The following is a 23,572-nucleotide window of genomic DNA, read 5'->3' as shown; positions in this document are numbered from 1 at the left end:
CCCGTGGGGGAGGGCACGGCGACCGCCGGCTCAACGTCGCGGTCCGTCGGTTACTCGACGACCTTCAGCAGCTTGTTGGGCGTGCCCGCGCTGGGGTTGGTGATCTTGTCGGCCGTGGCACCGTCGGTCAGCGCCTTGGCCACCTGCTCCGGGGTCGCGTCCTGGTGGGCGCCGAGGTAGACCGCCGCGGCGCCGACGACGTGCGGGGTCGCCATGGAGGTGCCGGAGATGGTCTTGGTGCCCTCGTCGCTGTCGTTCCACGCCGAGGTGATGTCCGAGCCCGGGGCGTAGATGTCCACGATCTCACCGAAGTTGGAGAACTCCGACTGCGCGTCCTCCTTGGTGGAGGAGGCGACGGTGATGGCCTCCTTGACACGCGCCGGGGAGCCCTGGCTCGCGTCCGAGGACTCGTTGCCCGCCGCGACCGCGAAGGTGACGCCGGAGGCGATCGCCTTGCGGACGGCCTCGTCGAGCGCCTCGTCGACGCCGCCGCCGAGGCTCATGTTGGCGACGGACGGGCCCTGGTGGTTCTTGGTGACCCAGTCGATGCCCGCGACGACCTGCTCGGTGGTGCCGGAGCCGTTGTCGTCGAGTACGCGGACGGCGACGACCTTCGCCTTCTTGGCGACGCCGTGGGCCGTACCGGCGATGGTGCCGGCGACGTGGGTGCCGTGGCCGTTGCCGTCGTCGGCGGAGTCGTCGTTGTCGACGGCGTCGAAGCCGTGCGCGGCGCGGCCGCCGAAGTCCTTGTGCGAGATGCGGACTCCGGTGTCGATGACGTACGCCGTCACACCTTCACCGGCGCTGTCCGGGTAGGTGTACTTCTTGTCGCCGGCGGTGTCGGCCTGGTCGATGCGGTCCAGGCCCCAGGACGGCGGGTTGTCCTGGGTCGCGTTGATCGAGAACTTCTTGTTCTGGACGACCTTGGCGACGGCCGGGTCGGCGGCGAGGCGCTTGGCCTCGGTCTCCGAAAGGCCGCTGGCGGAGAAGCCGTTGATGGCGGAGCTGTAGTTGCGCTGCAGCTTGCCGCCGTACTCCTTGGCCAGGTCCTGCTTGTCGGCCTTCTTGTCCAGCATCACGATGTAGCTGCCGGCGACGGCGCCTTCGGCGTTCGCGCCGTAGACGGTGCCCTCGGCGGGAGTTGCGGCTCCCGCGAAGGACGTGCCGAATACGGTCACTCCGGCTGCGGCGGCCACGGCAGTTATGGCGGCGGTGAGCTTGATCCGGCTCGCGCGCTTGTGAGTTGCCATGAAGAGGGGACTCCTCGTCATTCAGTTTTTGTGGGGGGATTGGCCCGCGGACGAAAAAATTCCGGGGGCCGACTCGAAACCCTGACCGATTGACGCGCCCAGATCAAGACCTTCATACAGCTGTGACTTAGTCAACAAGGGTTCGTAATAAGGAATCGGCCAGCGCCGTACAAGTCGGACTTTGCCCCCAACCCCTTTACATGTAAGGGGCTTCCATCCTCCTTGTCGGGGACGCGAGCACTCCGAAAGGAGGAGAGAACACCGTGCGGGGTCACCGACGAGCAGGAGGAGAAGGCTTGATTCCGCCCTTAGTTTCGAAGCGAAGACGACGGCGCCGCGCCGACGTCACGCGTGAGGGGGCAGGGCTGTCATGGCAAACGCAGGAGGGGGTCCGCGCGGAGTCGCCGCGCGGGCGGGCGGCTGGAGCGCTCAGCACCGCTGGGCCGCCGTGGGGATCTGGGTACTGTTCGTCCTGCTCGCCATGGTGGCCGGATCGGCCGCGGGCCAGGTGGAGCTCAAGGAGAGCGATCAGCTGAAGGGTGAGACCACCCAGGCGGCACGGATCACGGAAGAGGCGGGCATCGAGGAGCCGGCCGGCGAGTCCGTGCTCGTCCAGGCGCGCAACGGAACGGCGAAGGCGACCGACGCGGAGTTCCGCCAAGCCGTCGACGCCGTCATCAAGGCCGTCGGCGGCACCGGTGAAGTGACCGGCGTGAAGTCTCCGTACGACACCAAGAGCATTTCCAGGGACGGACGCAGTGCGCTCGTCCAGTTCGATGTGCGCGGAGACCCCGAGACGGCGGGTGAGCGGATAGAGCCCGTCCTGAACGCCGTCGCCAAGGTCCAGGAGGAGCACAAGGAGCTGCGGATCGAGGAGATCGGCGGCGCCAGCATGAACAAGACCTTCGACGACGCCTTCGGTGACGACTTCCAGCAGGCGGAGCTCCTGGCGGTGCCGATCGCGCTCGGCATTCTGCTGGTCGCCTTCGGCGCGCTTGTGGCAGCGCTGCTGCCGGTACTGCTCGCCATCACCGCCATCATGGCGACGATGGGTCTGATGGGCCTCGCGAGTCATCTGATGCCGATGGGCGACTCCGCCAGCTCCGTGATGCTGCTGGTGGGTCTGGCGGTCGGTGTCGACTACTGCTTGTTCTATCTGCGGCGTGAACGCGAGGAGCGCGAGGCGGGCCGCGACGGCCGCACGGCGATCATGATCGCCGCCGCGACCAGCGGACGGGCCGTCGTCGTCTCCGGTGTGACGGTGTGTGTGGCGATGGCGGGCATGCTCTTCACCGGGATCGGCGAGTTCAAGTCGATGGGCCTCGCCTCGCTGATCGTGGTGGCCGTGGCCATGGTCGGCTCGGTGACGGTGCTGCCTGCGCTGCTCTCGCTCCTCGGCGATCGGGTGGAAAAGGGGCGCATCCCCTTCCTCAACCGTGCGAAGCGCGGCGTAAACGGTCCGGACGGCGGGAGCCGGGTGTGGAGCCGGGTGCTCGGCGGCGTACTGAAGCGGCCCCTGGTCTCCCTGGTGGTGGCGGCCGGCGCGCTGGTCGCGATCGCGCTGCCCGCGGTCGGCATGAAGACCCAGAACTTCACGCTGGACCAGGAGTTCGGCGACTCGCTGCCGATCGTGGCGACGTACCAGCGGGTCAACGAGGCGTTCCCGGGCGGGACGGATCCCGCGGAGGTCGTCGTCAAGGCGGACGACATCAACGCCGCACCGGTCAAGCAGGCGATCGCCGACTTCCGTGAGCGTGCAGTGAGTTCGGGCGCCTCGCGCGGCCCGGTCGAGGTCGTCATGCACGACGCGCAGAACCTCGCGTTCGTCTACGTACCGCTCGTCGGCGGCTCCGACCAGGACAAGGCGGGGAAGAGCCTGGACATCCTCCGTAAAGAAGTCCGGCCGGCGACGCTCGGCAAGGTCGACGGCGTCGAGGCGCCCATCAGCGGTCAGGTCGCGGGGTCGAAGGACTTCAACGACCAGCTCACCGGAGCGGTGACCCCGGTCTTCGCCTTTGTGGTGGTGTTCGCCTTCGTCCTGATGCTGCTGTCGTTCCGCTCGCTGACGATCGCAATCACGTCGATCGTGCTCAACCTGCTGTCGGTGGGCGCGGCCTACGGCATCCTCACCGCGGTATTCCAGCACGGCTGGGGCGCCTCGCTGGTCGGCGCGGAGGGCGTGGGAGCGATCATCTCCTGGCTGCCGCTGTTCCTGTTCGTCATCCTCTTCGGCCTCTCGATGGACTACCACGTGTTCGTGGTGTCGCGGATCCGCGAGGCGAAGCTGGCCGGGCGCGGGACGCGGGAGGCGATCACGCACGGCGTGGTGACGACGGCGGGTGTGGTGACGAGCGCGGCGGTCATCATGGTCGCGGTGTTCGCGATCTTCGGCACGCTGTCGATGCAGTCGATGAAGCAGATGGGTGTCGGCCTGGCGGCGGCGGTGCTGATCGACGCGACCGTCATCCGCGGGGTGCTGCTTCCGGCGATCATGGCGCTGCTGGGCGAGCGCAACTGGTACTTCCCGAAGTGGCTGCGCTGGCTCCCGGACCTGACCCACGACGAGCCGGTGCTACCGCCGACCCAGGCGGTCCCGGGCACGCGCCACGACGACGACCGCCCGGACCCGGTGCGGGTCTGAGGGTCTTCCCCCACCCCGCCCCTTCCCGTAACTGGGGGCAAGCCCCCAGACCCCAGTTGGGGGCTTGCCCCCCGGCCCCCATACGCCCTTCGGGCGTGTCCTCAATCGCCGGACAGGCTGGATTTCCGCCGGTCGGCCTGAATTTCAGGCCGACCGGCGGAAATTCAGCCCCGCCGGCGTTTGAGGCGCGGGGTCTGGGGCGGAGCCCCAGTTCGGGATGGGGGTACCTCCCACGGCCGCCAGGCCGTAGGGGGAGGGCGGGGTGGGGAGCAGCCCCGCGCAGCGGCACCCGCCTACCGCTGGTAGCGCGCCAGCACCAGATTTCCGTCCCCGACCAGCCGCTTCCTCAGCTCGCCCGTACCGATCGCCCCGCTGTAGTACTCCTGCAGCGCCGGCGTCGCCACCTTGTCCTTCCACTCCGGATAGCCCCGCACCGACTGCGCGGGCGCCGACCGCAGTTCACGCGCGAGCGCCGCGCCCGTCGCCCACCCGTCCTTCTCGGTGTGCAGCGCCGGATCGGCGAGCGCCTCGGTGCCGGTCGGCAGCATCCAGTCGCCCTTCGCCAGACGCACCATGTTCCGCGGCCGCAGCATGAAGTCGATGAACTGCGCCGCTTCCTTCTTGTACGGACTGTCCTCGGCGACGGAAAGCGTCTGCGGGCTCACCCCCTGGGCCGGGCCCTCGGGTCCGGCGGGCGCGGGCAGCACCGTCCACTCGAAGCCCTTGGGTGCCTGCTGCACGATCTGCTGCCGGTAGGAGAAACCCAGCGGGACCATGGCGTACTTGCCGCCGAAGAATCCGGGCAGCGTGTCCGAGCCGCCTGAGCCCAGGGTGGTGGGCGATGCGCTCTTGTCGGTGTTGACCTGGGCGTGGATGGTGCCGGGCACCACCGCGTCGCCGTCCGTGAATGCGACGGTGACCTTCCCGTCCTCCCCACGGTGGAACAGCCGCCCGCCTGCCGAGAGGCCCAGGTTGAGGGTGAGGGACACCGGTTCCTTGAGCGGCCAGGCGATGCCGTACTTGCCCTGCCCCATCGTGGCCGTCAGCGTCTTGGTGACGTCCCGGAACTCCTCCCAGCTCCAGGGGCGCCAATCCGTCGGGAGACGGACCCCGGACGCGTCGAGGATCTTCTTGTTGGCGATCAGGACGCGTGGCTCCTGGAGGAAGGGGACGCCGTAGATCCCCTTGCCGAAGGTCGTCGTCTCCCAACTGCGTTGCGGGATGTCGGACCTGAGGCGCTGGGGCAGCAGCTCGCTCAGGTCCGCGAGATAGCCGCCGTACGCGAAGTCGGCGAGGTCGTCGGACGCGTCATGGATGACGTCCGGCGCCTCGCCGCCTTCGAAGGAGGTCAGCAGCTGGTCATGGACGCTGTCCCAGCTGCCCTGGACGTACTGGACCTGGATGCCGGGATGGCTCGCGTTCCACTCCTTCACCAGCTCCTTGTTGGCGTCGACGGACTCCTTCTGCCAGGCCAGCGACTGGAAGCGCAGCGTGATCCTCCCGTCGGTGTTCCCGGCTCCGCCGCCCGAGCATCCGCTCAGCACAAGAGTGAGCGCGGCGGCCGCCGCCGTCAGGATCCGTACGCGCATCAGGACTTCACCGCCCCTGCGAGCATCCCGCCCGTGATCCGCTTCTGGATGATCGCGAAGATGACCAGCGAGGGGATCGTCGCGAGGAACGCGGCCGCTGCGAGCGGCCCGAGGTCGGCGACGCCCTCCGCGCCGAGGAAGTGGGTGAGGACGACGGGCAAGGTCTGTTTCTCCGGGGTCTTGAGCAGGACGAGCGCGAAGAAGAACTCGTTCCACGCGGTGATGAACGCGAACAGCGCGGTCGCGACGATGCCGGGCGCGAGCAGCGGCGCGGTGACCGAGACGAGGGTGCGTGCCCTGCCCGCGCCGTCGACGGCCGCGGCCTCCTCCAGCTCGCGCGGCACGGCCCGTACGTAGCCGACCAGCATCCAGAGCGCGAACGGCAGCGACCACACCACGTACACCATGATCAGACCGAACAGAGTGTTGATCAGATGCAGGTTCTTGAGGATCAGGAACAGCGGAATGATCACCAGGACGAACGGGAACGCCTGGCTGACCACGACCCAGCCGGTGGCGGCGGTGGAGAGCTTGGTGCGGTTGCGGGCCATGACATACGCCATGGGTGTCGCGATCGCGACGGCGATGAGCGCGGCGGCGAGGGCCGCGACGAGGCTGTTGCCGGCGGCCCGGAGAAGGGGCTGTTCGTCGAAGGCCTGGCGGAAGTTGTCGAGGGTGGGGTTCTCAGGGATCCAGGTGGGGTGCAGGGAGCCGAGTTCGCGTGGCGGTTTGAAGGCGGTGGAGATCAGCCAGAGGAAGGGGAACGCGAGGAAGACGAGGTAGCCCAGGAGCGCGAGGTACTGGCCGGTGCGGCCCGATCTGCTCGTGCGCAGCGCCGTCACTTCTCATCGCCTCCCTTGAGCCGTCCTACGAGATACAGGGCGAGCAACACCGAGATCACCGCGACCATGACGCAGCCCATGGCCGCGGCGTAGCCGAACTGGCCGTAACGGAAGGCCTCTTCGTAGGCGAAGAGCATGGGGAGGCGGGTGCGTCCGCCGGGTCCGCCGTTGGTGAGCACATAGACCAGGGCGAACGAGTTGAAGTTCCAGATGAAATTGAGCGCGGTGATGGCGAGGGCGACGGGCCTGAGGGCGGGCCAGGTGACCGTGCGGAACCGGCGCCAGGCGCCCGCGCCGTCGAGGGCGGCGGCCTCGTGGAGTTCGTACGGGGTGTTCTGCAGGCCCGCGAGGAGTGCGACGGTGGTCTGCGGCATGCCCGCCCAGATTCCGACCACGATCACGGCGGGCAGGGCGGTGGCCAGTCCGGTGAGCCAGTCCCGCCCGTCGCCGAGGCCGAGATCGCGGATCGTCTCGTTGAGAATTCCGGCGTCGGGGTTGTATACGAGCCGCCACATGATGCCGACGACGACTTCGGGCATGGCCCAGGGAATGATCGCGAGCGCCCGGGCCAGCCAGCGGAAGCGGAGGTTCTGGTTGAGCAGGAGGGCGAGGCCCAGGGCGAGCGCGAACTGGGGGACGGTGACGCCGGCCGCCCAGAGCAGGCCGATCCTGAACGAGTCCCAGAAGAGGGTGTCGTGGATCAGGTCCTGGAAGTTGAGCGTGCCGATCCACTCGGTGGGCTCGGTGCGGCCGGCCTGGGAGTCGGTGAAGGCGAGCGAGATGCCATAGAGGAGAGGGCCGACGCTCAGGACGAGGATCGGGATGAGGGCAGGCAGTACGAGGAACCAGGCACCGTGGTCGAGTTGCTTTCCCGGTCGCGGCTTTCCGGGCGACCGCCTTCCGGACTGTCTCTCGGACCGCGGCGCAGTGCTCGCCAGTGTCACGGAATCGACTCCCCCCAGTCCCGGTGGTCGCCTCGGCGGCCCCGTCATCGTGCTGACGGTCCGTCGGTTCGTCAACCCAACCTGCGGGGATGCGAAACTTTGTCGCCATGAACGAGACACGGGCACGCGCCGTACTGGCGGCCGCCGGACTGCCCGCCGACGCCACGCTGCTGGCGCTCGGCGAGAACGCGGTGTTCGGGGCGGGCGAGGTGGTCGTCAAGATCGGCCGCGGCGCGGAGCTGCTGGCACGTGCGGAACGTGAACTGGCCGTCGGCGCCTGGCTGGAGGAGTCCGGCGTCCCGGCCGTCCGCCCGGCGGAGCCGAAGCCGCGCCTGGTGGAGGGCCATCCGGTCACCCTCTGGCACCGGCTGCCCGACCCGGTACGCGAGGCGGAGCCGGCGGATCTGGCAGGGCTGCTGCGGCTGATTCACGCCCTGCCGTCGCCCGCCTTCTCACTTCCGCGGCGGGATGTACTGGGCGGCGTCGAGCGGTGGCTACGGCTGGCGGGGGACGCGATCGACCCGGCGGACGCGGCGTATCTGCGCGAACGCCGGGACGGTTTCGCGGAGGCGGCGTCCGCACTGACGCCCCACCTGCCGCCCGGCCCGATCCACGGCGACGCGCTCCCCCGCAATGTCCACGTCGGCCCGGACGGGCCGGTCGTGGTGGACCTCGAGACCTTCTCGCAGGACCTGCGCGAACACGACCTGGTGGTCATGGCATTGGCGCTCGACCGCTACGGGCTGGCGCCGGAGGCGTACGTGTCGTTCACGGGGGCGTACGGCTGGGATGTGCGCGAGTGGGACGGATGCGGGGTGCTGCGGGGCGCACGGGAAACGGCGAGCTGCGCGTGGGTGGCGCAGCACGCGCCGACGAACCCGAGGGCGCGGGAGGAGTTCGCGAGGCGGGTGGCGTCGCTGCGGGAGGGAGCGGAAGGCGTCCGCTGGTACCCGTTCTGACCAGCGCTTCCCGACGCGCGGACGCTCCGGACACACACGGTGGGCCGCCTGCTCGCACCGCAGTTCACCCCGATAGGGTGCGGGACAGTCTTCCGTACTTCGCCTCTTTGGCTGCGAGGCCGGACAGTTCGATTGCAACGGGGGTTGCCCATGGGAACCGGAGCAGGCGGCGAGCAGAAGCTCGCGAGCTCGGCGAGCGACAAGCAGCGCGCGACGAAGTACTTGGACGAGCATCAGATGCCTGGCACCCAGTCAGCCAGCCGCATGGCGGCCGGTGGTGGATCGGTGGCGCGGGTGACCTCATGGGATTCTTCGACATGCTGACCGGAACCAAGCGCCCCGAGGACGGGGTCGCGCCACGCTCGGCCGAGGAATTGCGGACAGCCCTGCTCAGTCTCAACCGGCCGGATGTCCCGTACATCATCAGCGACGGCGCAGCGCATGACGCCGATCTGGTGGCGGAGTGGCGGATCGCCGAGCCCGCCTGGCAGACCTTCTTTATCGGGTCCCAACTGACGCACGCCCTCCGGATCCGGATGCGCCTGGTCGAGGAGGTCCCTGAGGTGCGTGCCGTCGAGGAGCAGTGGGAGGTCACCCGCGTCGGGAATCCTCCGCGGCTCCAGACTTCGGCGGAGTACGCGCGCGGCGCGGGCAGGACCGTCTCCCGCCGGTGGACGCTCCAACGAGGGGAGAACGGCCGCCTCGAAGCGACGGAGACATTCAGCTTCGACAGCGCGCAGCTGACCAACCCCCTGCGGAACGCCGCCCTCGAATCGGGCTGGACCTGGCGCGGAGTGATCTTCGGTAAGCTCTGAGTGGCCTTTCGGCACCGCCGGCGACAATCCCGGCACCACGGTGCCGCGTATGCTTCCGGCGACTGTCTTGATCATTCGGAATGGAACCCCATGACCATAGCCCGCTTGCCCGTAGCAACGTGGAGCCTCTCGGCTGTGGCCGCCTGCGCGCTGCTCGTCGGCTGCTCGGCCTCGGTCAACGTCGGTAACTCCGAGCCGAAACTGTCTTCGGACAAGCTGGCCACCACGGTCTCCGAAAAGCTCGCCGCCACCACGGGCCAGCCGAAGCCGGACATCACCTGTCCCGAGGACCTCGTCGGCAAGGTCGGCACCACCACCCGGTGCACGCTCACGGCGAAGGACGGCAGCACGCTGGGCGTGTCGGCCACCGTCACCTCGGTCGACGGAAAAAAGATCAACTTCGACATCAAGGCCGACGAGACAGCTTCCCCGGCCGCCAACTGACATCCGGGCCTCCGCGCCGTCGGGTCAGTCTCTCCCGGCTGCGGGCTCCCGCATCCGGGGGATGAGTGGCCAGGCCGGTTCGACGACCGCCGCCGGATCCGCGGTGCGCCGCAGATAGGCCTGCAAGGAGAGCGACTGCTCGGCTGCCTCGCGCACCTGCAGACCATGCAGGTCCGCCAACGGCATCACTCCGACGGGCTGGTGCTCCTCCCCCAGACGTCGCACCACTCGGGCAGCGGCCACGGCGTCCGCCCTCGCGTCGTGCGCGTCGTCGAGCGACACCCCGTAGTGGGCACACAGCGCGTAGAGGGCCCGCTTCCCCTTCCGGTACTTGTCGACGTGCTTGTCGATCACCAGCGGATCGATGACGGGCGAAGGTGCGTTGCCCGCCGGCGCTCACGGTCGAACAGGGACAGGTCGTAGCGCGCGTTCATCACCACCAGTGGCGTCCCTGAGCGCAGCCCGTCCGCGACAGCCCGTGTGATCTCCTCGATCGCGGAGGCGGCCGGCACCCCGTGCTCGCGGGCGTGTTCCGTCGAGATGCCGTGGATCGCCGATGCCTGCTCAGGTATGGCCACACCGGGGTTCAGCAGCCAGATCCGCTCCTCCGACACGGATCCGTCCGCCTCCAGCCGGACGACCGCCGCCGTCACGATGCGGTCGGTCTCGACATCCGTCCCCGTGGTCTCCAGATCGAACGCCATCAACGGCCCGCTGACCCAGCTCATCCCGTACCTCCTTTCTGTGGTGCGTTCCCCCAAGTGATGACCACCCCGGACAGGCCGGTCGTGGTGGACCTCGAGACCTTCTCGCAGGACCTGCGCGAACACGACCTGGTGGTCATGGCATTGGCGCTCGACCGCTACGGGCTGGCGCCGGAGGCGTACGAGTCGTTCACGAGGGCGTACGGGTGGGATGTGCGCGAGTGGGACGGATGCGGGGTGCTGCGGGGCGCGCGGGAAACGGCGAGCTGCGCGTGGGTGGCGCAGCACGCGCCGACGAACCCGAGAGCGCGGGAGGAGTTCGCGCGGCGGGTGGCGTCGCTGCGGGAGGGAGCGGAAGGCGTCCGCTGGTACGCGTTCTGAGCTTCCCCACCCCGCCCCTGCGGGCTGTCCCGCAACGCCGAGCGGAGGCAGAGCCCGGATACTGCGGCACCTCGCGGTCCAGCCCGGGCCCGGTAGTGTCTGGTCGCAGGCCGGGTGGCTGCCGAACATTCCCGGGAGTGGAGTCAGGTGAAGGACGACGAGATACGCGCGCGCTTCGACGGCCGTGGCCGCGTCGAACTGCTGCCCGGCAATGCCACAGCCTCGAAGCGGCGCCGGATCGAAGAGATCGCCCACGCGCTCGGCTACCGGCTGCTCGCCGTCCACAACCTCGGCCTCGCCGGAGTCCGGCTCGACTACGAGCGCGACGACGCCCCGCAAGCACGCCGCCGCAACGAGCTGACCATCGCCCGGTTGCGCGCGGGTGGGCCGCTGCTGCCGGCGATCGAGCCGCCTCCGCCCCCGCCACCAACTCCGCCGCCCCCGGCCCCATCACAGCTCCGGCCCCGGCAGCCCAGTCGTCCTCCCTCGGCGCCCCCGCCACCACCCCCCGCCGCGGCTCCAGCCCGACCACGGCTTCCACCCCCACCGCCCATCACCCCAACCTCCTAAGGGCGTTCGCCCGCGCCCGGAGCGTCTGCGCTGCGGGTCTGGTAGGTCACCAGTCCCCACTGTCCATCCACGACAAGTGCCAGTCCGTGGTCAGCGAAGTGGGGCAATAGCCGTTGGATCCGAGCCCTGAGTGCCCGCAGTGTCAGGGGAAGGCTGGGAGTTCCCAGGAGCAGTCTCAGATCGTGACAGCAGACGGGCCCTTGGGCCTGGGCGATCACGTGAAACAGCAGCCGCTGGCTTGCGGTGCGCTGGGGGTACGCAGGGGGCGGCGGTACTGGCGGGCAGCGTCTCAGGTTGGCACGGATGCGCCAGGCCAGTTCAGCAGCCGGTGCCTGCCGGTCGAGAACATTGACTGCCCCGGCAGAGAACGCCGCGAGGGCATCCCGCCCTTCGTGCCGCAAGATGGCAACGGGGGCGACAAGGGACGCCGCCCGGACGAGTCCGACCAGCCCGCCGGCCTCCGTCGAGTGCGCGTCGAGCAGGATCATCGCCGGTCTTCGTTCCAGCATGGAGGCGCAGGCTGATTCGCTTCCCCAACGCACAGCGGCGCCGAGACTGAGACCGGCTGTGCCCAGCCTCATAGCCAATACCGAACTTGGGGTTTCATCCACCGACACCAAGGCCGGAACGTGTGGGCGGGCCGACGGGTCCGGATAAATGCGCCGCGTCGTCTGTGTGTACATTACTCATTCCCTTTGTCCTGCTGCTTTCGGCACTCGTCACCACGGCCGGGAGAGACACGGTGCGTGCCGTGGCGAACCGCCGAAACGAAAAGCAGGTAGCGAACTGCTCCTCGAGAGCGCCTGTCAGACCCGGCTGGGCACGATGAGCCCGGACGTGCGTGCCTCACCGCCGTCCGGGGCGTCGAAGACTGCTGAATGTGGGTACAGGGACGGAGCGGCGATCTCTCAAGAACGCGAACACGGCGGCAGCGGACCGAGCCACGGAAAGAGAGCGGCATCCCAGGCTTCGAAGCACGTGCCCACTGTGCCGAAGCTTCTGTCATTGTTCCAGCGAACGTTTTCGATCGTCGATCATTAGAAAAACCGATGATTGCTGGCGGCCCGGAACGAGCCGAGGTCGTCGGGGAGATCCCGGCAGGGCGGGCATGTGCGATCCGGGGCCGCGAGGCAGAACCTGCGGAGGTCGATCGCCGACGCACTCACCCTCAAGTACCGCTCGGCGAGTATCAGTTCTCGACAGCGGCGGGATCTTCGGCCCCGGGGAACGATGGCGAGGTGTCGTCTGCCGCGCGGCTGAAATGTTTGTCAACCGCCCTGAGGAGCGCTCGGCGTCCGGCCTGGATGGCTGGGTGTTGGCTGCTGCCGCGGCGTACGGCGGTAACAAGTGTGCGCGTCCGCGGACCGAAGGGATCCGGCCGCAAGGGGATGGTCGGCCGCCGACCCAGCCATACGAGGTCTGGGAGCAGTGCGGCGGCATGCCCCTGTTCCGCGAGCCGCAGATGGAGAAGAAGGTCGGCCGACTCGTAGCGCACATCGGGTTCGAATCCGGCGCCACGACACACGGTCATCGCCCAGCTACGGGCGGCCGTTCCCTCAGGTTCCATGACCCATGGGCGATCAGCCAGTATGCGCAGCATCTCCTGTGGCTTGGTCGCCTTGGTTACGCCCGGGTCGACTACGTGCAGAGCTTCTTGGCCGAGCACCTCCTGCTCGAGCTCGGCGGGGCGCGGGCTGGGATCACCCGGGTATTCGACGTCGATGACCAGGTCGACATCGCGGACGAGCAGGGCCGACAGCGCGCCTTCACGCTCCATCTGGGTGACCTGTATGCGCAGGCGAGGGTGGGCATCGCGCAGCAGCGTCAGTGCCGTCGGGACGAGAGTCAGCGCAGCAGTTTGAAAAGACGCTATGCGCAGGGTGCCGGTCAGCTCGCGCAGTGAGCCGGCAATGTCGACTTCGGCCTGTTCCAGCCGCTCCAGCACGGCTTCGGTGTGAGCGACCAGGATCTCAGCCTGAGGGGTCAGACGCACCCGTCGGCCCACGGGCTCAAGGAGCGGGACCCCGACCTCCGACTCCAGCAACGAGAGCTGCTGCGAGACCGAAGAAGGGCTGTATGACAACGCGGAGGCGACTGCAGCGAGCGTGCCCCGGTGCTTGAGCTCCCGCAGAAGGCGGAGTCGGTGGAGATCGAACATGAAGCCAGCCAAAGAATCGTCGCTTTCTCTAACGATTGTCACTCGAAAACATCCACTGGAGCAATGAGACGAGTGACGGCACAGTGGTCGCGTGGCTACGAAACCCTACGCACCTGACCGGGACCAGACAGGGCCGGCGCGGTGCGGCGGTGCTATGCAAGCGGCCTCGCCGACCCGCACATCATGCAGGTGGCGACCCGTGTGGAGACAACCCGCCCCCATCGTGCGGCCCGGCCGCACGAGACCTCAACAGAATGCGGAGACGAGACGTGAGTGAGCAATCCGCGGACCATTTAGGTTCCGCGCCCCGTTTCCGGCCGGATGAACAAGGCAGACGCGGACAGCGAGATCGAGGGCTGACGGTGACTCAGCCCGTAGAGGAGACCAGCTCCCCTGAACGTAGGCAGCGAAAGGCAGCTGTCATTCGTGAGCCCCGCCATGTCCCGCTCGCCCATGTGGTGCGCGGGGACATCGTCGAGGGCGTGCATTACGGCTCGGTCGTCGTGCTGTCCGCCGACGGTGGCGTTGCATTCCAGGCCGGCGACATCGAGGCGGCGTTCTATCCATCCTCCGCGCTCAAGCCGGTCCAGGTCGTGGGCATGCTGCGCGCCGGGCTGTCGCTGGACGGCGAATTGCTGGCGCTGGCTGTGGCAAGTCACTCGGGCGAGGAGCGCCATCTCGTGGGCGTCCAGGGCATGTTGGCCTTTGCGGGGCTGGCCGAAGCCGACCTGGGCAATGCGCCTGACTGGCCTTGCGATCCCGCGGTGCGCGAGGCGTGGGTCCGTTGTGGTCGCGGCTTGTCCCGGCTCGCGCAGAACGGATCCGGCACGCATGCAGCCATGTTGGTGACGGCCCAGGCCAGGGGCTGGGCGCTCGACGATTACCTCCATTCCGAGCATCCGCTGCAGCAGTCGATCGCCGAGGCAGTGGAGGATCTGACGGGCGAGCGCATCGCGCGGGTGACGGTCGACGAGTGTGGAGCACCGCTCTTCTCTGTTTCGCTGCGAGGCCTCACTCGAGCGGTGTCCCAGATTGCCTCTGCGGACCCGGGAACTGAAGAGGCGGGGGTCTCCAACGCCATTCGCAACTATCCGGAGATGGCTTCCGGGAGTTGGCGGGATGTGGCGCGGCTGATGAGAGCCGTCCCAGGCCTGTTGGCCAAGGACGGATTCGAAGGGATCCAGGTAGCGGCACTGCCCGATGGCCGGGCGGTCGGAGTGAAGATCTCTGACGGTGGCGATCGCGCGATGATGCCGGTGATCGCGGCTGCTCTCGCACTGTGTGGAGTTGACCGCGGTGTCCTCACCGAGTTCGCGAGCAGGCCCGTACTGAGCGGCATGACCATGATCGGCAGTCTGAGAGCTGCCGGTGCACTGACCTCAGACTTTTCCGCCGTACCGCCGGCCTCTGAGGCATAGGGGAGCCGTGCGTACACCGCCCGCATGCACACCGCACTGAACGGATAAGACGACAACGCCGGTGACGCCGGCAATGGAGAGGACCGCTTCGATGACCAAAGCGCAGCAGCCTGAGATTCAGCAGCCGACCGATCTGCTCGCGCTCGCGGTGGGCACGGCCAGGAGGAACCCCTACGGCTTTCTCGCCAGCGCCGATGACGCGGGGCGCCCGAACGTGCGCCTGATGCAGCACCTCGTCGTCGACGACGACGCGACGGTGTGCTTCGGCGCCAGCCGGCGCTCACGCAAGGTCACCGATATCGCGGGCGCTCCCGAGGTCGGCTACGCGATCGAGGACCGCGCCGCGTTCTCGTACGTCACGCTCTACGGGCGGCTGGTCGATGACCAGGCGAGATGCCTCGAACTGTGGGACGACGAACCCGGCCTCCGGTTCTTCCCGGACGGGCCGACCGGCGGCGACTTCGCCCTGCTGGAGCTGGTTCCGCACCGCATCGAGCTGGTGGACTTCACCGCGCGGGTCAATCCCGAGCCCCATGGGCTGGTCCCCGCGGTGATCGAGAAGACGGGGACCGGGTGGGAGCCGAGGATCGCGCAACGCGCCACGGGCCACGGCACCGGAAGCCGCGCATGAGGGCCGCGACGGCCCGTACGCCACCCTCGGCCAGGGATACAGTGCGCGGTGCAGAGCCGATCCGCGGATCACGCGCCTGATCGACGAGGCCCCCGGCTCGTACGACTTCAGCGCTCAATCACGGTCGCCGAACTCGGCATCGCAGTCTGATGCTGGAGAAAGTACGGCCCAACGTGCCGGGCGGCGACCTATGCCGACGCGGGCCCCCGCTGCCGGCTCGTCAGGTCGGGCGGTCCTGCTCCCGCATCACGCTCCCCTGACTTCGCGGGGGACCCTCACGAGGCTGGACATGCGGCCCGGCCGCACATCCAGCCCGTCCGGCGATTGAGGACCCCGGCTCAGCCCACCACGCTCGCCGGCTCCCGCAGCGGCCACGCGCCGTCCACCACCGCGTCCCGCTCGCCCTTCCCCCGCAGGAAGCGCTGGAAGTCCTTCGCCCATTCCGCGTACCACTGGATCTGACGCTCATGCAGCTCTGCCGGTGTCAGTGCTGCCACCGCCTCATGGCGGGCCGCTGTCGCGCAGGCCACCCGGACCGCCGCCAGCGCGTCCGCCGTGGCGTCGTGGGCCGCGTCCAGCCGGACGCCGTACTCGGCGCAGACCGCCTCCAGATTGCGCTTGCCCTTGCGGTAGCGGTCGACCGCACGGTCGATGGTGTACGGGTCGATCACGGGGCCGATCGGGCGGCCGTCCAGCCGGGCGCTCAGCGAGGGCAGGCCGTGGCGCCGCAACTCGGCCGTCAGCAGCGTCAGATCGAATGCCGCGTTGTACGCGACGACCGGCACCCCCTGCGTCCAGTACCCCGTAAGCATCTCAGCGACCTCGTCCGCGACGTCCCGCGCCGGGCGGCCCTCGGCCGTGGCGTGCTCGCTGCTGATGCCGTGGATCGCCGACGCCTGTGCCGGGATGCGGATCCCCGGGTCCGCCAGCCAGCCCCGCTGCCGTACCGGCTCCCCCGCCCGGACCTCGACGACCGCCGCCGTCACGATCCGCGCCTCCTGCGGCTCCGTCCCTGTCGTCTCCAGGTCGAAGCCGACCAGCGGTTCCCCGTGCCAAGCCATCGTGGCCCCCTCCTCTGTGGTGCGGTGGTGCTTCCCCCGTGGGCTGCCCCGCGGACGTCAATGGGCATCAGCCATGGGCATCACCCACGGGCTTCCCCCATCGCGTATTCACCCTCCCACGCGCCACTGACAACTCAGGAAACCGGCCGCGAGTCCGCCCACACGGACTCGAACTCCTCGCGATATGTCTGGAACAGACCGTTCTCGCTGTCCTGGCCGGCGCGGACAACCGCCCGTCCGCCGCCCCGCAGCACCAGGACCGGCGCCTCCATGCCCCGCGCCTTGCGCAGATATGACTGAACGACCGCAAGGCCGTCCGGACCGTCGCCGTCGACGAGGTAGGCGGTGAAGCGGGGGGTCTCGTCGAAGACCTGGATCTCGAAGGCACCCGGGTCCCGCAGCCGGGAGCGGACCCGGCGCATATGGAGGATGTTCATCTCGACCGTACGGCTCAACTCACCCTTCTTGAGGCCGAGTTCGCGCTCTCGCCGTTTGACCGCACTGCTCGCCGGGTTCAGGAACAGCAGCCGCACCCGGCAGCCCGACTCGGCCAGCCGGACCAGCCTGCGGCCTGAGAAGTTCTGGACGAGGAGGTTCAGGCCTATGCCGATCGCGTCGAGGCGGCGCGCCCCGCCGAAGAGGTCTTCGGCCGGGATCTGGCGCTGCAGGCGCACCCGGTCCGGGTGGACGGAGACCACGTCCGCGTAGCGGTCGCCGACGAGCTCCTCGACCGCGTCGACGGGGAGCCGGTCGGCGGAGGGGACACCGGCGCCGCTGCCGAGTATCTCCAGGAGGCGGGCGGAGGCCCGCTCCGCCTGGGCGAGGACCGCTTCGTTCAGCGCCCTGTTGCGGGAGACGACGTTGCGCGCCACCTCCAGCTCGTCCAGCGCCAGCTCCACATCGCGCCGGTCGTCGAAGTACGGCTCGAAGCAGGGCCAGTGCTGGACCATCAGCTCCCGCAGCTGAGGGAGCGTGAGAAAGGACAGGACATTGTCGTCCGCGGGGTCCAGCAGATAGCCCTTGCGGCGCGAGACCTCCCGCACCGCGACAGCGCGCTGCACCCACTCCTGCCCGGCGGGGCCCGCCGCGGCCACCACCCATTCGTCGCCGTGCACCGGCTCGTAGATCGGGCGCAGTACCGCGGCCACGACCGCCCGCAGCCGCTGTTCCACGAGGTTCAGCCAGATGTAGGCGCGCCCGGCGCGCTGGGCGCGCGTACGGACCTCGCTCCAGGCGTCCGCGCCCCAGTCCAGTTCCGCCCCGATCTCCACAGGTCTGGCGAGGGAGACCGCTCCTGGCGGGACGTCGGCGGGTTCCCCCTCGTGACCTGCGTCACCGGGGGGAAGCTCCAGCCCTCCCGAGCTCACCCAACTACCGCCTTCTCTGGCCCTTCAACGATCAAGGAAGACTACTCCGCCCGCGGTACGCACTGCAGCCGGATCAGCACTGTACTTTCCCAACTCCCTTGTCAAGTACGGCCGTTTCCGCCAGGCGAGATCTGCCGGAGTGAGCTGATTCATAGCGGTTGCTTCCTGGGGCGACACACGGAACCCGATGTTGACCGCGTCGTCCACCGCTGCGGGCGCCTCTTACGGGCAATACTTTCGGGGAGGATCTGGGCCAAGCGCCCCCCAGCACCCGGATCAGAAGTGGAAGAGTCTATCTATGCAGGTCTGGCCGGGACAGGCGTATCCCCTCGGTGCCACGTACGACGGCGCCGGCACCAACTTCGCGGTGTACTCCGAAGCCGCACGGCGCATCGAGCTGTGCCTGCTGCACGACGACGGCTCGGAGACCGCGGTGGAACTGCGCGAGGCCGACGCTTTCGTACGGCATGCCTATCTGCCGGGCGTGATGCCGGGTCAGCGCTACGGATTTCGCGTACACGGCCCGTACGCGCCCGAGCGCGGGCAGCGCTGCAACTCCGCGAAGCTGCTCCTCGACCCGTACGCGCGTGCGATAAGCGGTGCGATTGACTGGGGCGAGTCGGTCTACGGCTACCACTTCGGCAAGCCGGACTCGCGCAACGACCTGGACTCGGCGCCGCACACGATGACGTCGGTCGTGGTCAATCCGTACTTCGACTGGGGCGACGACCGGCCGCCGCGTACCGACTACCACCGGACGGTGATCTACGAGGCCCATGTGAAGGGCATGACGATGCTGCACCCGGAGCTGCCGCCGGAGCTGCGCGGCACCTACGCCGGGCTCGCGCATCCGTCGGTCGTCGCGCATCTGACCGAACTGGGCGTCACGACGCTCGAATTGATGCCGGTGCACCAGTTCGTCAACGACCACCGGCTGGTGGACGCGAACCTGAACAACTACTGGGGCTACAACACCATCGGGTTCTTCGCGCCGCACAACGCCTACGCCTCCTGGGGCGACCGCGGCGAGCAGGTGCTGGAGTTCAAGCAGGCGGTACGGGCGCTGCACCAGGCGGGCATCGAGGTCATCCTCGACGTGGTCTACAACCACACCGCGGAGGGCAATCATCTGGGCCCGACCCTCTCCTTCCGGGGCCTCGACAACGCCTCGTACTACCGGCTGTCCGAGGATCCGCGCTACTACACGGACACGACGGGCACCGGGAACTCCCTGCTCATGCGCAGTCCCCATGTGCTGCAGCTGATCATGGACTCGCTGCGGTACTGGGTGACCGAGATGCATGTCGACGGCTTCCGCTTCGACCTCGCGGCCACGCTGGCGCGGCAGTTCCACGAGGTGGACCGGCTGTCGTCGTTCTTCGACCTGGTGCAGCAGGACCCGGTGGTCAGCCAGGTGAAACTGATCGCCGAGCCGTGGGACGTGGGTGAGGGCGGCTACCAGGTGGGGAACTTCCCGCCGCTGTGGACCGAATGGAACGGCAAGTACCGCGACACCGTACGGGACCTGTGGCGGGGTGAGCCGCGGACGCTCGCGGAGTTCGCTTCGCGGCTGACCGGCTCGTCCGATCTCTACCAGGACGACGGCCGGCGGCCTCTGGCCTCGATCAATTTCACCACCTGCCACGACGGCTTCACGCTGCACGATCTGGTCTCGTACAACGACAAGCACAACGAGGCCAACGGCGAGGGCAACCGCGACGGCGAGAGTCACAACCGGTCCTGGAACTGCGGGGTCGAGGGTGAGAGCGACGACGCCGAGGTGCTGGAGCTGCGTGAGCGGCAGATGCGCAACTTCATCGCCACGCTGATGCTGTCGCAGGGTGTGCCGATGCTCAGCCACGGCGACGAGTTCGCGCGTACGCAGGGCGGCAACAACAACGCGTACTGCCAGGACAACGAGGTGTCCTGGGTGCGCTGGCCGGAGCCGGGCGAGGACAAGGAGGGCACGCTGCTCGCCTTCACCCGGGCCATGGTGTGGCTGCGGCGTGACCATCCGGTCTTCCGGCGGCGGCGGTTCTTCCACGGGCGGCCGGTGGAGGGGACGCACGACGAGCTGACCGACATCGCCTGGTTCACACCGGAGGGCGAGGAGATGGTCCAGCGGGACTGGCAGGCGGCGCACGCGAAGGCGCTGTCGGTGTTCCTGAACGGTCACGCGATCTCCGAGCCGGGCCCGCGGGGCGAGCGCATCGGCGACGACTCCTTCCTGCTGATGTTCAACGCGAGCGCGGATGACCTGGATTTCGCGGTGCCGGTGAACCACGGACGCCAGTGGCAGGTCGTCGTGGACACGGGCCGCAAGGAGGGCGTCCCGCCGGGCGAGGGCCCGAAGGTGGCGGCGGGCGATCGGGTGCGGCTGGTGGGGCGGAGCCTCGCGGTGCTGCGGCGCCCGGCGTGACCAGGTCCTGTCCGGTGGGCGTAGTCCGAACGGCCGACACGGACGTATGAGCGGGTGACAGAGAAGCCCGCAAGGTGGGTACGTATGTTCGCATGACGCCCATCGCCACCTACCGGCTTCAGCTCCAGCCGGACTTCCCGTTCTCGGCGGCCGCCCGAGCCGTGCCCTATCTCGCCGGGCTCGGTGTCTCGCATCTGCATCTGTCGCCCGTGCTGGAGGCGGTGCCCGGGTCCACGCACGGCTATGACGTCGTCGACCCCACACGGGTGCGCGAGGAGCTCGGCGGCGAGGCGGGGCTGCGCGAGCTGTCGCGTACGGCACGGGCGCACGGGCTCGGGCTCGTCCTGGACATCGTGCCGAACCATATGGCCGCGGTGCCGGGACACAACCGCGCCCTGTGGGAGGTGCTGCGCGAGGGCCCCCTGTCGCCGTACGCCCCCTGGTTCGACATCGACTGGGAGGCGGGCGGCGGGAAGGTGCTGCTGCCGGTGCTCGCGGGCCGGATCGGGGAGGAGCTGGGTGCGATGCGTGTCAAGGGCGGCGTCCTGCACTACGGAGAGCAGCGCTTCCCGCTGCGCGAGTCCACCGCGAAGCTGCCGCTGCCCGAGCTGCTGGACGCGCAGTGGTACCGGCTCGGCTGGTGGCGGCTGGCCCGTACCGAGCTCAACTACCGGCGCTTCTTCACCATTTCGGAGCTGATCGGGGTGCGGGTGGAGGACCCGGAGGTCTTCGACGCCACCCACGCCAAGATCCTCGAGCTGGTACGGGACGGGGTCGTCGACGGTCTGCGGATCGACCACCCGGACGGGCTCGCCGATCCTGAGGAGTATCTGCGGCGGCTGGACGAGGCGGCGGGCGGGGCGTGCTGGACGGTCGTCGAGAAGATCCTCACCGGGGACGAGCGGCTGCCGGCCGGCTGGCCGGTGGCGGGGACGACGGGGTACGACGCGCTGCGGCAGATCGACGGCCTGTTCACCGATCCGGCGGGAGAGGCCGAACTGGTCGGCCAGTACCGGGAGTTCGCCGCTCCCGCCGGTGACCGGGGCGGCCACTGGGAGGCCACCGTGCGCCGCGCCGCGTACAAGGTGGTCACCCACGAGCTGGCCAGCGAGACCGCGGCGCTGACCCGCCTGGCCGGGCGGGTGTGCGCCGCGGATCCCGCGCTGCGCGACCACGCCCCGTGGGCGCTGCGGGCGGCACTGCGCGAGCTGCTGGTTCGCATGCCCGTCTACCGCCCGTACCGCATCGGCGGCGAGGACGTGCTGACCGAGGAGGCGGCTGAGGGGGCGAAGGCCGCCTTCGCGGTGGCCGAGGAGGCCGGGGCCGTCGACGTCGTGCGTGACCTCGCGCTCGGCCGGCTCGGCGACGGGCCCGACCATGACACGTTCCGTGCCCGCTTCGCACAGACCTCGTCGGCGCTGCGCGCCAAATCCGTCGAGGACACGGCCTTCTACCGCTATGTGCCGCTGATCTCGGCGAACGAGGTGGGCGGGGACCCGGGGAGCCCGGCGGTGAGCCCGGAGCGGTTCCACGCCTACTGCGAACGGCTCGCGCGCGACTGGCCGGCCACCGGGATCGTCCTGACCACGCACGACACCAAGCGCAGCGCGGATGTCCGGGCCAGGATCGCCGTGCTGTCCGAGTGCCCCGCCACCTGGGCGGACTTCCTCGCGCGGATCACCGAGCAGGCGGGCCGTCTGGAGGGCGGACGGGCGCCCGATCCCCATGTGGCGTGGGTGGCCTGGCAGACGGCGGTGGGCTTCGGGTTCCCGTACGAGGAGAGGCTGCAGACCGCGCTGCTGAAGGCCGTACGGGAGGCGGCGCTGCACACGAGCTGGACGGAGCAGGACCCGGCGTACGAGCAGGCTGTCGCCGCCTTCGTCGACGCGGGTCCGGCCGGGCCGCCGATGTACTCGGTCGCGCTCTTCGCCAGGGGGCTGGATCCCTATGTCCGGGCCAACGCCCTCGGCGCGGCGCTGCTCCAGCTCACGATGCCGGGGGTGCCGGACCTGTATCAGGGCACGGAGCACGAGTATCTGGCGCTGGTGGACCCGGACAACCGGCAGCCGTTCCGTGAGGGCCCGGCCGACGAGAAGACGGCCGTGACGAAGGCGGCGCTGCGGCTGCGGCGGGAAAGGCCGGAGGTCTTCGGCGAGTCGGGGACGTACGCACCGCTGAGCGCGAGCGGACCCGCGGCGGAGCACTGTGTGGCCTTCTGCCGCACCGGCGAGGTGGTCACGGCCGTCACCCGTCTTTCGCTGCGCCTGGCGGAGGCGGGTGGCTGGGTGGAGACGGAGCTCACTCTTCCGCAGGGCCGCTGGGAGGATCAGCTCGCTCCGGAACGGGAGTTCACGGGCGGGTCCGTGCCGCTGGCGAAGCTGTTCGCCGAGCGCCCGGTGGCGCTCCTCAGCCGCAGGGCCGTACGAGAAGAGTCCCCGGGGCGCGGGTGAGCAGCCCGGTGGCGGCGGGCCGCAGTCCGTCCGCGCGGCGCAGACCGGGCATGGCGTCGAGCAGCGCGCGCAGTCCGTACCGCGCCTCCAGGGCCGCGAGCTGTACGGCGGGGCACTCGCCGGGCCCGAAGGTCAGCTGACCGGGGTCCTCCACCGTCGAACCGGTCCGGGTCCCGGAACCGTTCGGGGTCGCGCCCGGCGGCCCCGATGAGGAGGGCGACGTCCGCGCCCGCCGGAATCGTGCCGCCGCTCACCGCGACCTCGACGGATGCCTGGCGCAGTACGACGAGGACGGGCGGATCGCGCCGCAGCGACTCGGCCCAGGCGCGCCCGATGAGTTCGGGATGCTCGCGCAGGGTGGCGAGCTGGTCGGGGTGGTCCAGGACGTTGGCGAGGAAGGAGGCGAGCGCCCTCTCGCGCAGGGACAGCTGAGCAACGCATGTCCCCGCGACGACGAGCCCGCGCGCGCCCCGGCCCCGCACGCCGACCGCGCCGGTGGGGAGCCAGCGGCAGAACTCCTCGACGAGGTCGGCCTGTTGCCGCCGCGCGATGCGCCGGGCCAGGACGTACGCGGTCCGCTCGACGACATCCCGCACGGCCTGCGGCAGGCTTCCGCGGTGGGCCTCGCACGGCGGGTCACCGGGCCGGTGGCCGTGGGTGAAGCGGGGGTCGGTGAGCGCGGCGGCGACATCGGCGTGGCGGCTCAGCAGCCAGGCACCGATGGAGTGGTCGTGGACGAGGGGATGCGCCTCGCGCAGGAGCCGGTAGTGGTGGTACGGGTCCTGCTCGCTCGCGTGGATGAGGAGGAGGGGTACGTGGTCGCTCCGGGGCCCCGCCCCGGCCGTCACGGCACCCACCGGACCGCCTCCCGCAGGCGCAGGGTTTCGCGCCGTGCCGCGCGGTACCGCGTTGTTCATGTCGTCTCGTTC

Annotated in this window: 16 protein-coding genes and 3 pseudogenes; 10 read left to right on the top strand and 9 right to left on the bottom strand. The window is 69.5% G+C overall.

From position 1 onward, the window contains the following. Positions 1 to 50: 50 nt before the first annotated feature. Complete coding sequence (locus OOK40_RS17665) at positions 51 to 1,250, bottom strand: S8 family peptidase (RefSeq protein WP_266482330.1); 1,200 nt, start codon at positions 1,248 to 1,250, stop codon at positions 51 to 53. 370 nt (positions 1,251 to 1,620) lie between these two features. Between OOK40_RS17665 and OOK40_RS17660 the strand changes: the two genes are divergently transcribed. Next, entirely contained in the window at positions 1,621 to 3,891 is a 2,271-nt protein-coding gene (locus OOK40_RS17660; RefSeq protein WP_266482327.1) for an MMPL family transporter, read from the top strand. 293 nt (positions 3,892 to 4,184) lie between these two features. On the opposite strand, the gene OOK40_RS17655 is transcribed toward OOK40_RS17660, so the two are convergent. From OOK40_RS17655 to OOK40_RS17645, 3 genes are read right to left on the bottom strand one after another with little or no spacing between them, the layout of a single operon-like run. Further along, entirely contained in the window at positions 4,185 to 5,480 is a 1,296-nt protein-coding gene (locus OOK40_RS17655; RefSeq protein WP_266482325.1) for an ABC transporter substrate-binding protein, read from the bottom strand. Beyond that, a complete protein-coding gene (locus OOK40_RS17650; protein ID WP_266482322.1) occupies positions 5,480 to 6,322 on the bottom strand; it encodes a carbohydrate ABC transporter permease in 843 nt (280 codons plus the stop codon). The genes OOK40_RS17655 and OOK40_RS17650 overlap by 1 nt, the downstream gene beginning before the upstream one ends. Continuing rightward, positions 6,319 to 7,266, bottom strand: a complete 948-nt coding sequence (locus OOK40_RS17645; RefSeq protein ID WP_266482320.1) for a carbohydrate ABC transporter permease — start codon at positions 7,264 to 7,266, stop codon at positions 6,319 to 6,321. The genes OOK40_RS17650 and OOK40_RS17645 overlap by 4 nt, the downstream gene beginning before the upstream one ends. 107 nt (positions 7,267 to 7,373) lie before the next feature. Between OOK40_RS17645 and OOK40_RS17640 the strand changes: the two genes are divergently transcribed. From OOK40_RS17640 to OOK40_RS17630, 3 genes are all read left to right on the top strand, one after another. Beyond that, on the top strand, positions 7,374 to 8,225 hold the full coding sequence (locus OOK40_RS17640; protein WP_266482317.1) for a phosphotransferase enzyme family protein: 852 nt from the start codon (positions 7,374 to 7,376) through the stop codon (positions 8,223 to 8,225). Between the two features lie 302 nt (positions 8,226 to 8,527). Beyond that, positions 8,528 to 9,040, top strand: a complete 513-nt coding sequence (locus OOK40_RS17635; protein WP_175260724.1) for a hypothetical protein — start codon at positions 8,528 to 8,530, stop codon at positions 9,038 to 9,040. A gap of 105 nt (positions 9,041 to 9,145) precedes the next feature. After that, entirely contained in the window at positions 9,146 to 9,484 is a 339-nt protein-coding gene (locus OOK40_RS17630; RefSeq protein ID WP_266482310.1) for a DUF4333 domain-containing protein, read from the top strand. A gap of 24 nt (positions 9,485 to 9,508) precedes the next feature. Here the strand turns inward: OOK40_RS17630 and OOK40_RS17625 are convergent. Continuing rightward, positions 9,509 to 10,212 (bottom strand): annotated as a pseudogene (locus tag OOK40_RS17625) (exonuclease domain-containing protein). A 45-nt stretch (positions 10,213 to 10,257) separates the two neighbouring features. Between OOK40_RS17625 and OOK40_RS17620 the strand changes: the two are divergent. Both OOK40_RS17620 and OOK40_RS17615 read left to right on the top strand, forming a co-directional pair. Next, positions 10,258 to 10,569, top strand: a pseudogene (locus OOK40_RS17620) (aminoglycoside phosphotransferase family protein); the annotation flags it as partial. 147 nt (positions 10,570 to 10,716) lie between these two features. Next, positions 10,717 to 11,139 carry a hypothetical protein gene (locus tag OOK40_RS17615; protein ID WP_266482308.1) on the top strand — a complete coding sequence of 141 codons (423 nt, stop codon included), beginning with the start codon at positions 10,717 to 10,719 and terminating at the stop codon, positions 11,137 to 11,139. Between the two features lie 1,189 nt (positions 11,140 to 12,328). Here the strand turns inward: OOK40_RS17615 and OOK40_RS17610 are convergent. Then, positions 12,329 to 13,297, bottom strand: coding sequence for a LysR substrate-binding domain-containing protein (locus OOK40_RS17610; protein WP_266482305.1), 969 nt, complete (start codon positions 13,295 to 13,297; stop codon positions 12,329 to 12,331). 455 nt (positions 13,298 to 13,752) lie between these two features. Between OOK40_RS17610 and OOK40_RS17605 the strand changes: the two genes are divergently transcribed. Then, positions 13,753 to 14,715, top strand: a complete 963-nt coding sequence (locus tag OOK40_RS17605) for an asparaginase (protein WP_323136073.1) — start codon at positions 13,753 to 13,755, stop codon at positions 14,713 to 14,715. Between the two features lie 91 nt (positions 14,716 to 14,806). Beyond that, on the top strand, positions 14,807 to 15,346 hold the full coding sequence (locus tag OOK40_RS17600; RefSeq protein ID WP_266482302.1) for a pyridoxamine 5'-phosphate oxidase family protein: 540 nt from the start codon (positions 14,807 to 14,809) through the stop codon (positions 15,344 to 15,346). Positions 15,347 to 15,684: 338 nt separating this feature from the next. On the opposite strand, the gene OOK40_RS17595 is transcribed toward OOK40_RS17600, so the two are convergent. Next, positions 15,685 to 16,407 carry a 3'-5' exonuclease gene (locus tag OOK40_RS17595; protein WP_266482299.1) on the bottom strand — a complete coding sequence of 241 codons (723 nt, stop codon included), beginning with the start codon at positions 16,405 to 16,407 and terminating at the stop codon, positions 15,685 to 15,687. A 134-nt stretch (positions 16,408 to 16,541) separates the two neighbouring features. After that, on the bottom strand, positions 16,542 to 17,774 hold the full coding sequence (locus OOK40_RS17590) for an SAV2148 family HEPN domain-containing protein (protein ID WP_266482297.1): 1,233 nt from the start codon (positions 17,772 to 17,774) through the stop codon (positions 16,542 to 16,544). A gap of 298 nt (positions 17,775 to 18,072) precedes the next feature. On the opposite strand from OOK40_RS17590, the gene glgX reads away from it, so the two are divergent. Continuing rightward, complete coding sequence (gene glgX / locus OOK40_RS17585; protein ID WP_266482295.1) at positions 18,073 to 20,193, top strand: glycogen debranching protein GlgX; 2,121 nt, start codon at positions 18,073 to 18,075, stop codon at positions 20,191 to 20,193. A 92-nt stretch (positions 20,194 to 20,285) separates the two neighbouring features. Beyond that, on the top strand, positions 20,286 to 22,643 hold the full coding sequence (gene treY, locus OOK40_RS17580; protein ID WP_266482293.1) for a malto-oligosyltrehalose synthase: 2,358 nt from the start codon (positions 20,286 to 20,288) through the stop codon (positions 22,641 to 22,643). Here the strand turns inward: treY and OOK40_RS17575 are convergent. Further along, positions 22,600 to 23,560, bottom strand: a pseudogene (locus OOK40_RS17575) (cytochrome P450). The gene treY and the pseudogene OOK40_RS17575 overlap by 44 nt on opposite strands. Positions 23,561 to 23,572: the final 12 nt, after the last annotated feature.

Source organism: Streptomyces sp. NBC_01481 (assembly GCF_026339995.1).
GTDB lineage: Bacteria > Actinomycetota > Actinomycetes > Streptomycetales > Streptomycetaceae > Streptomyces.
Note: the sequence above shows the minus strand (reverse complement) of the source record. Positions and strands in the feature narration are given on the sequence as shown.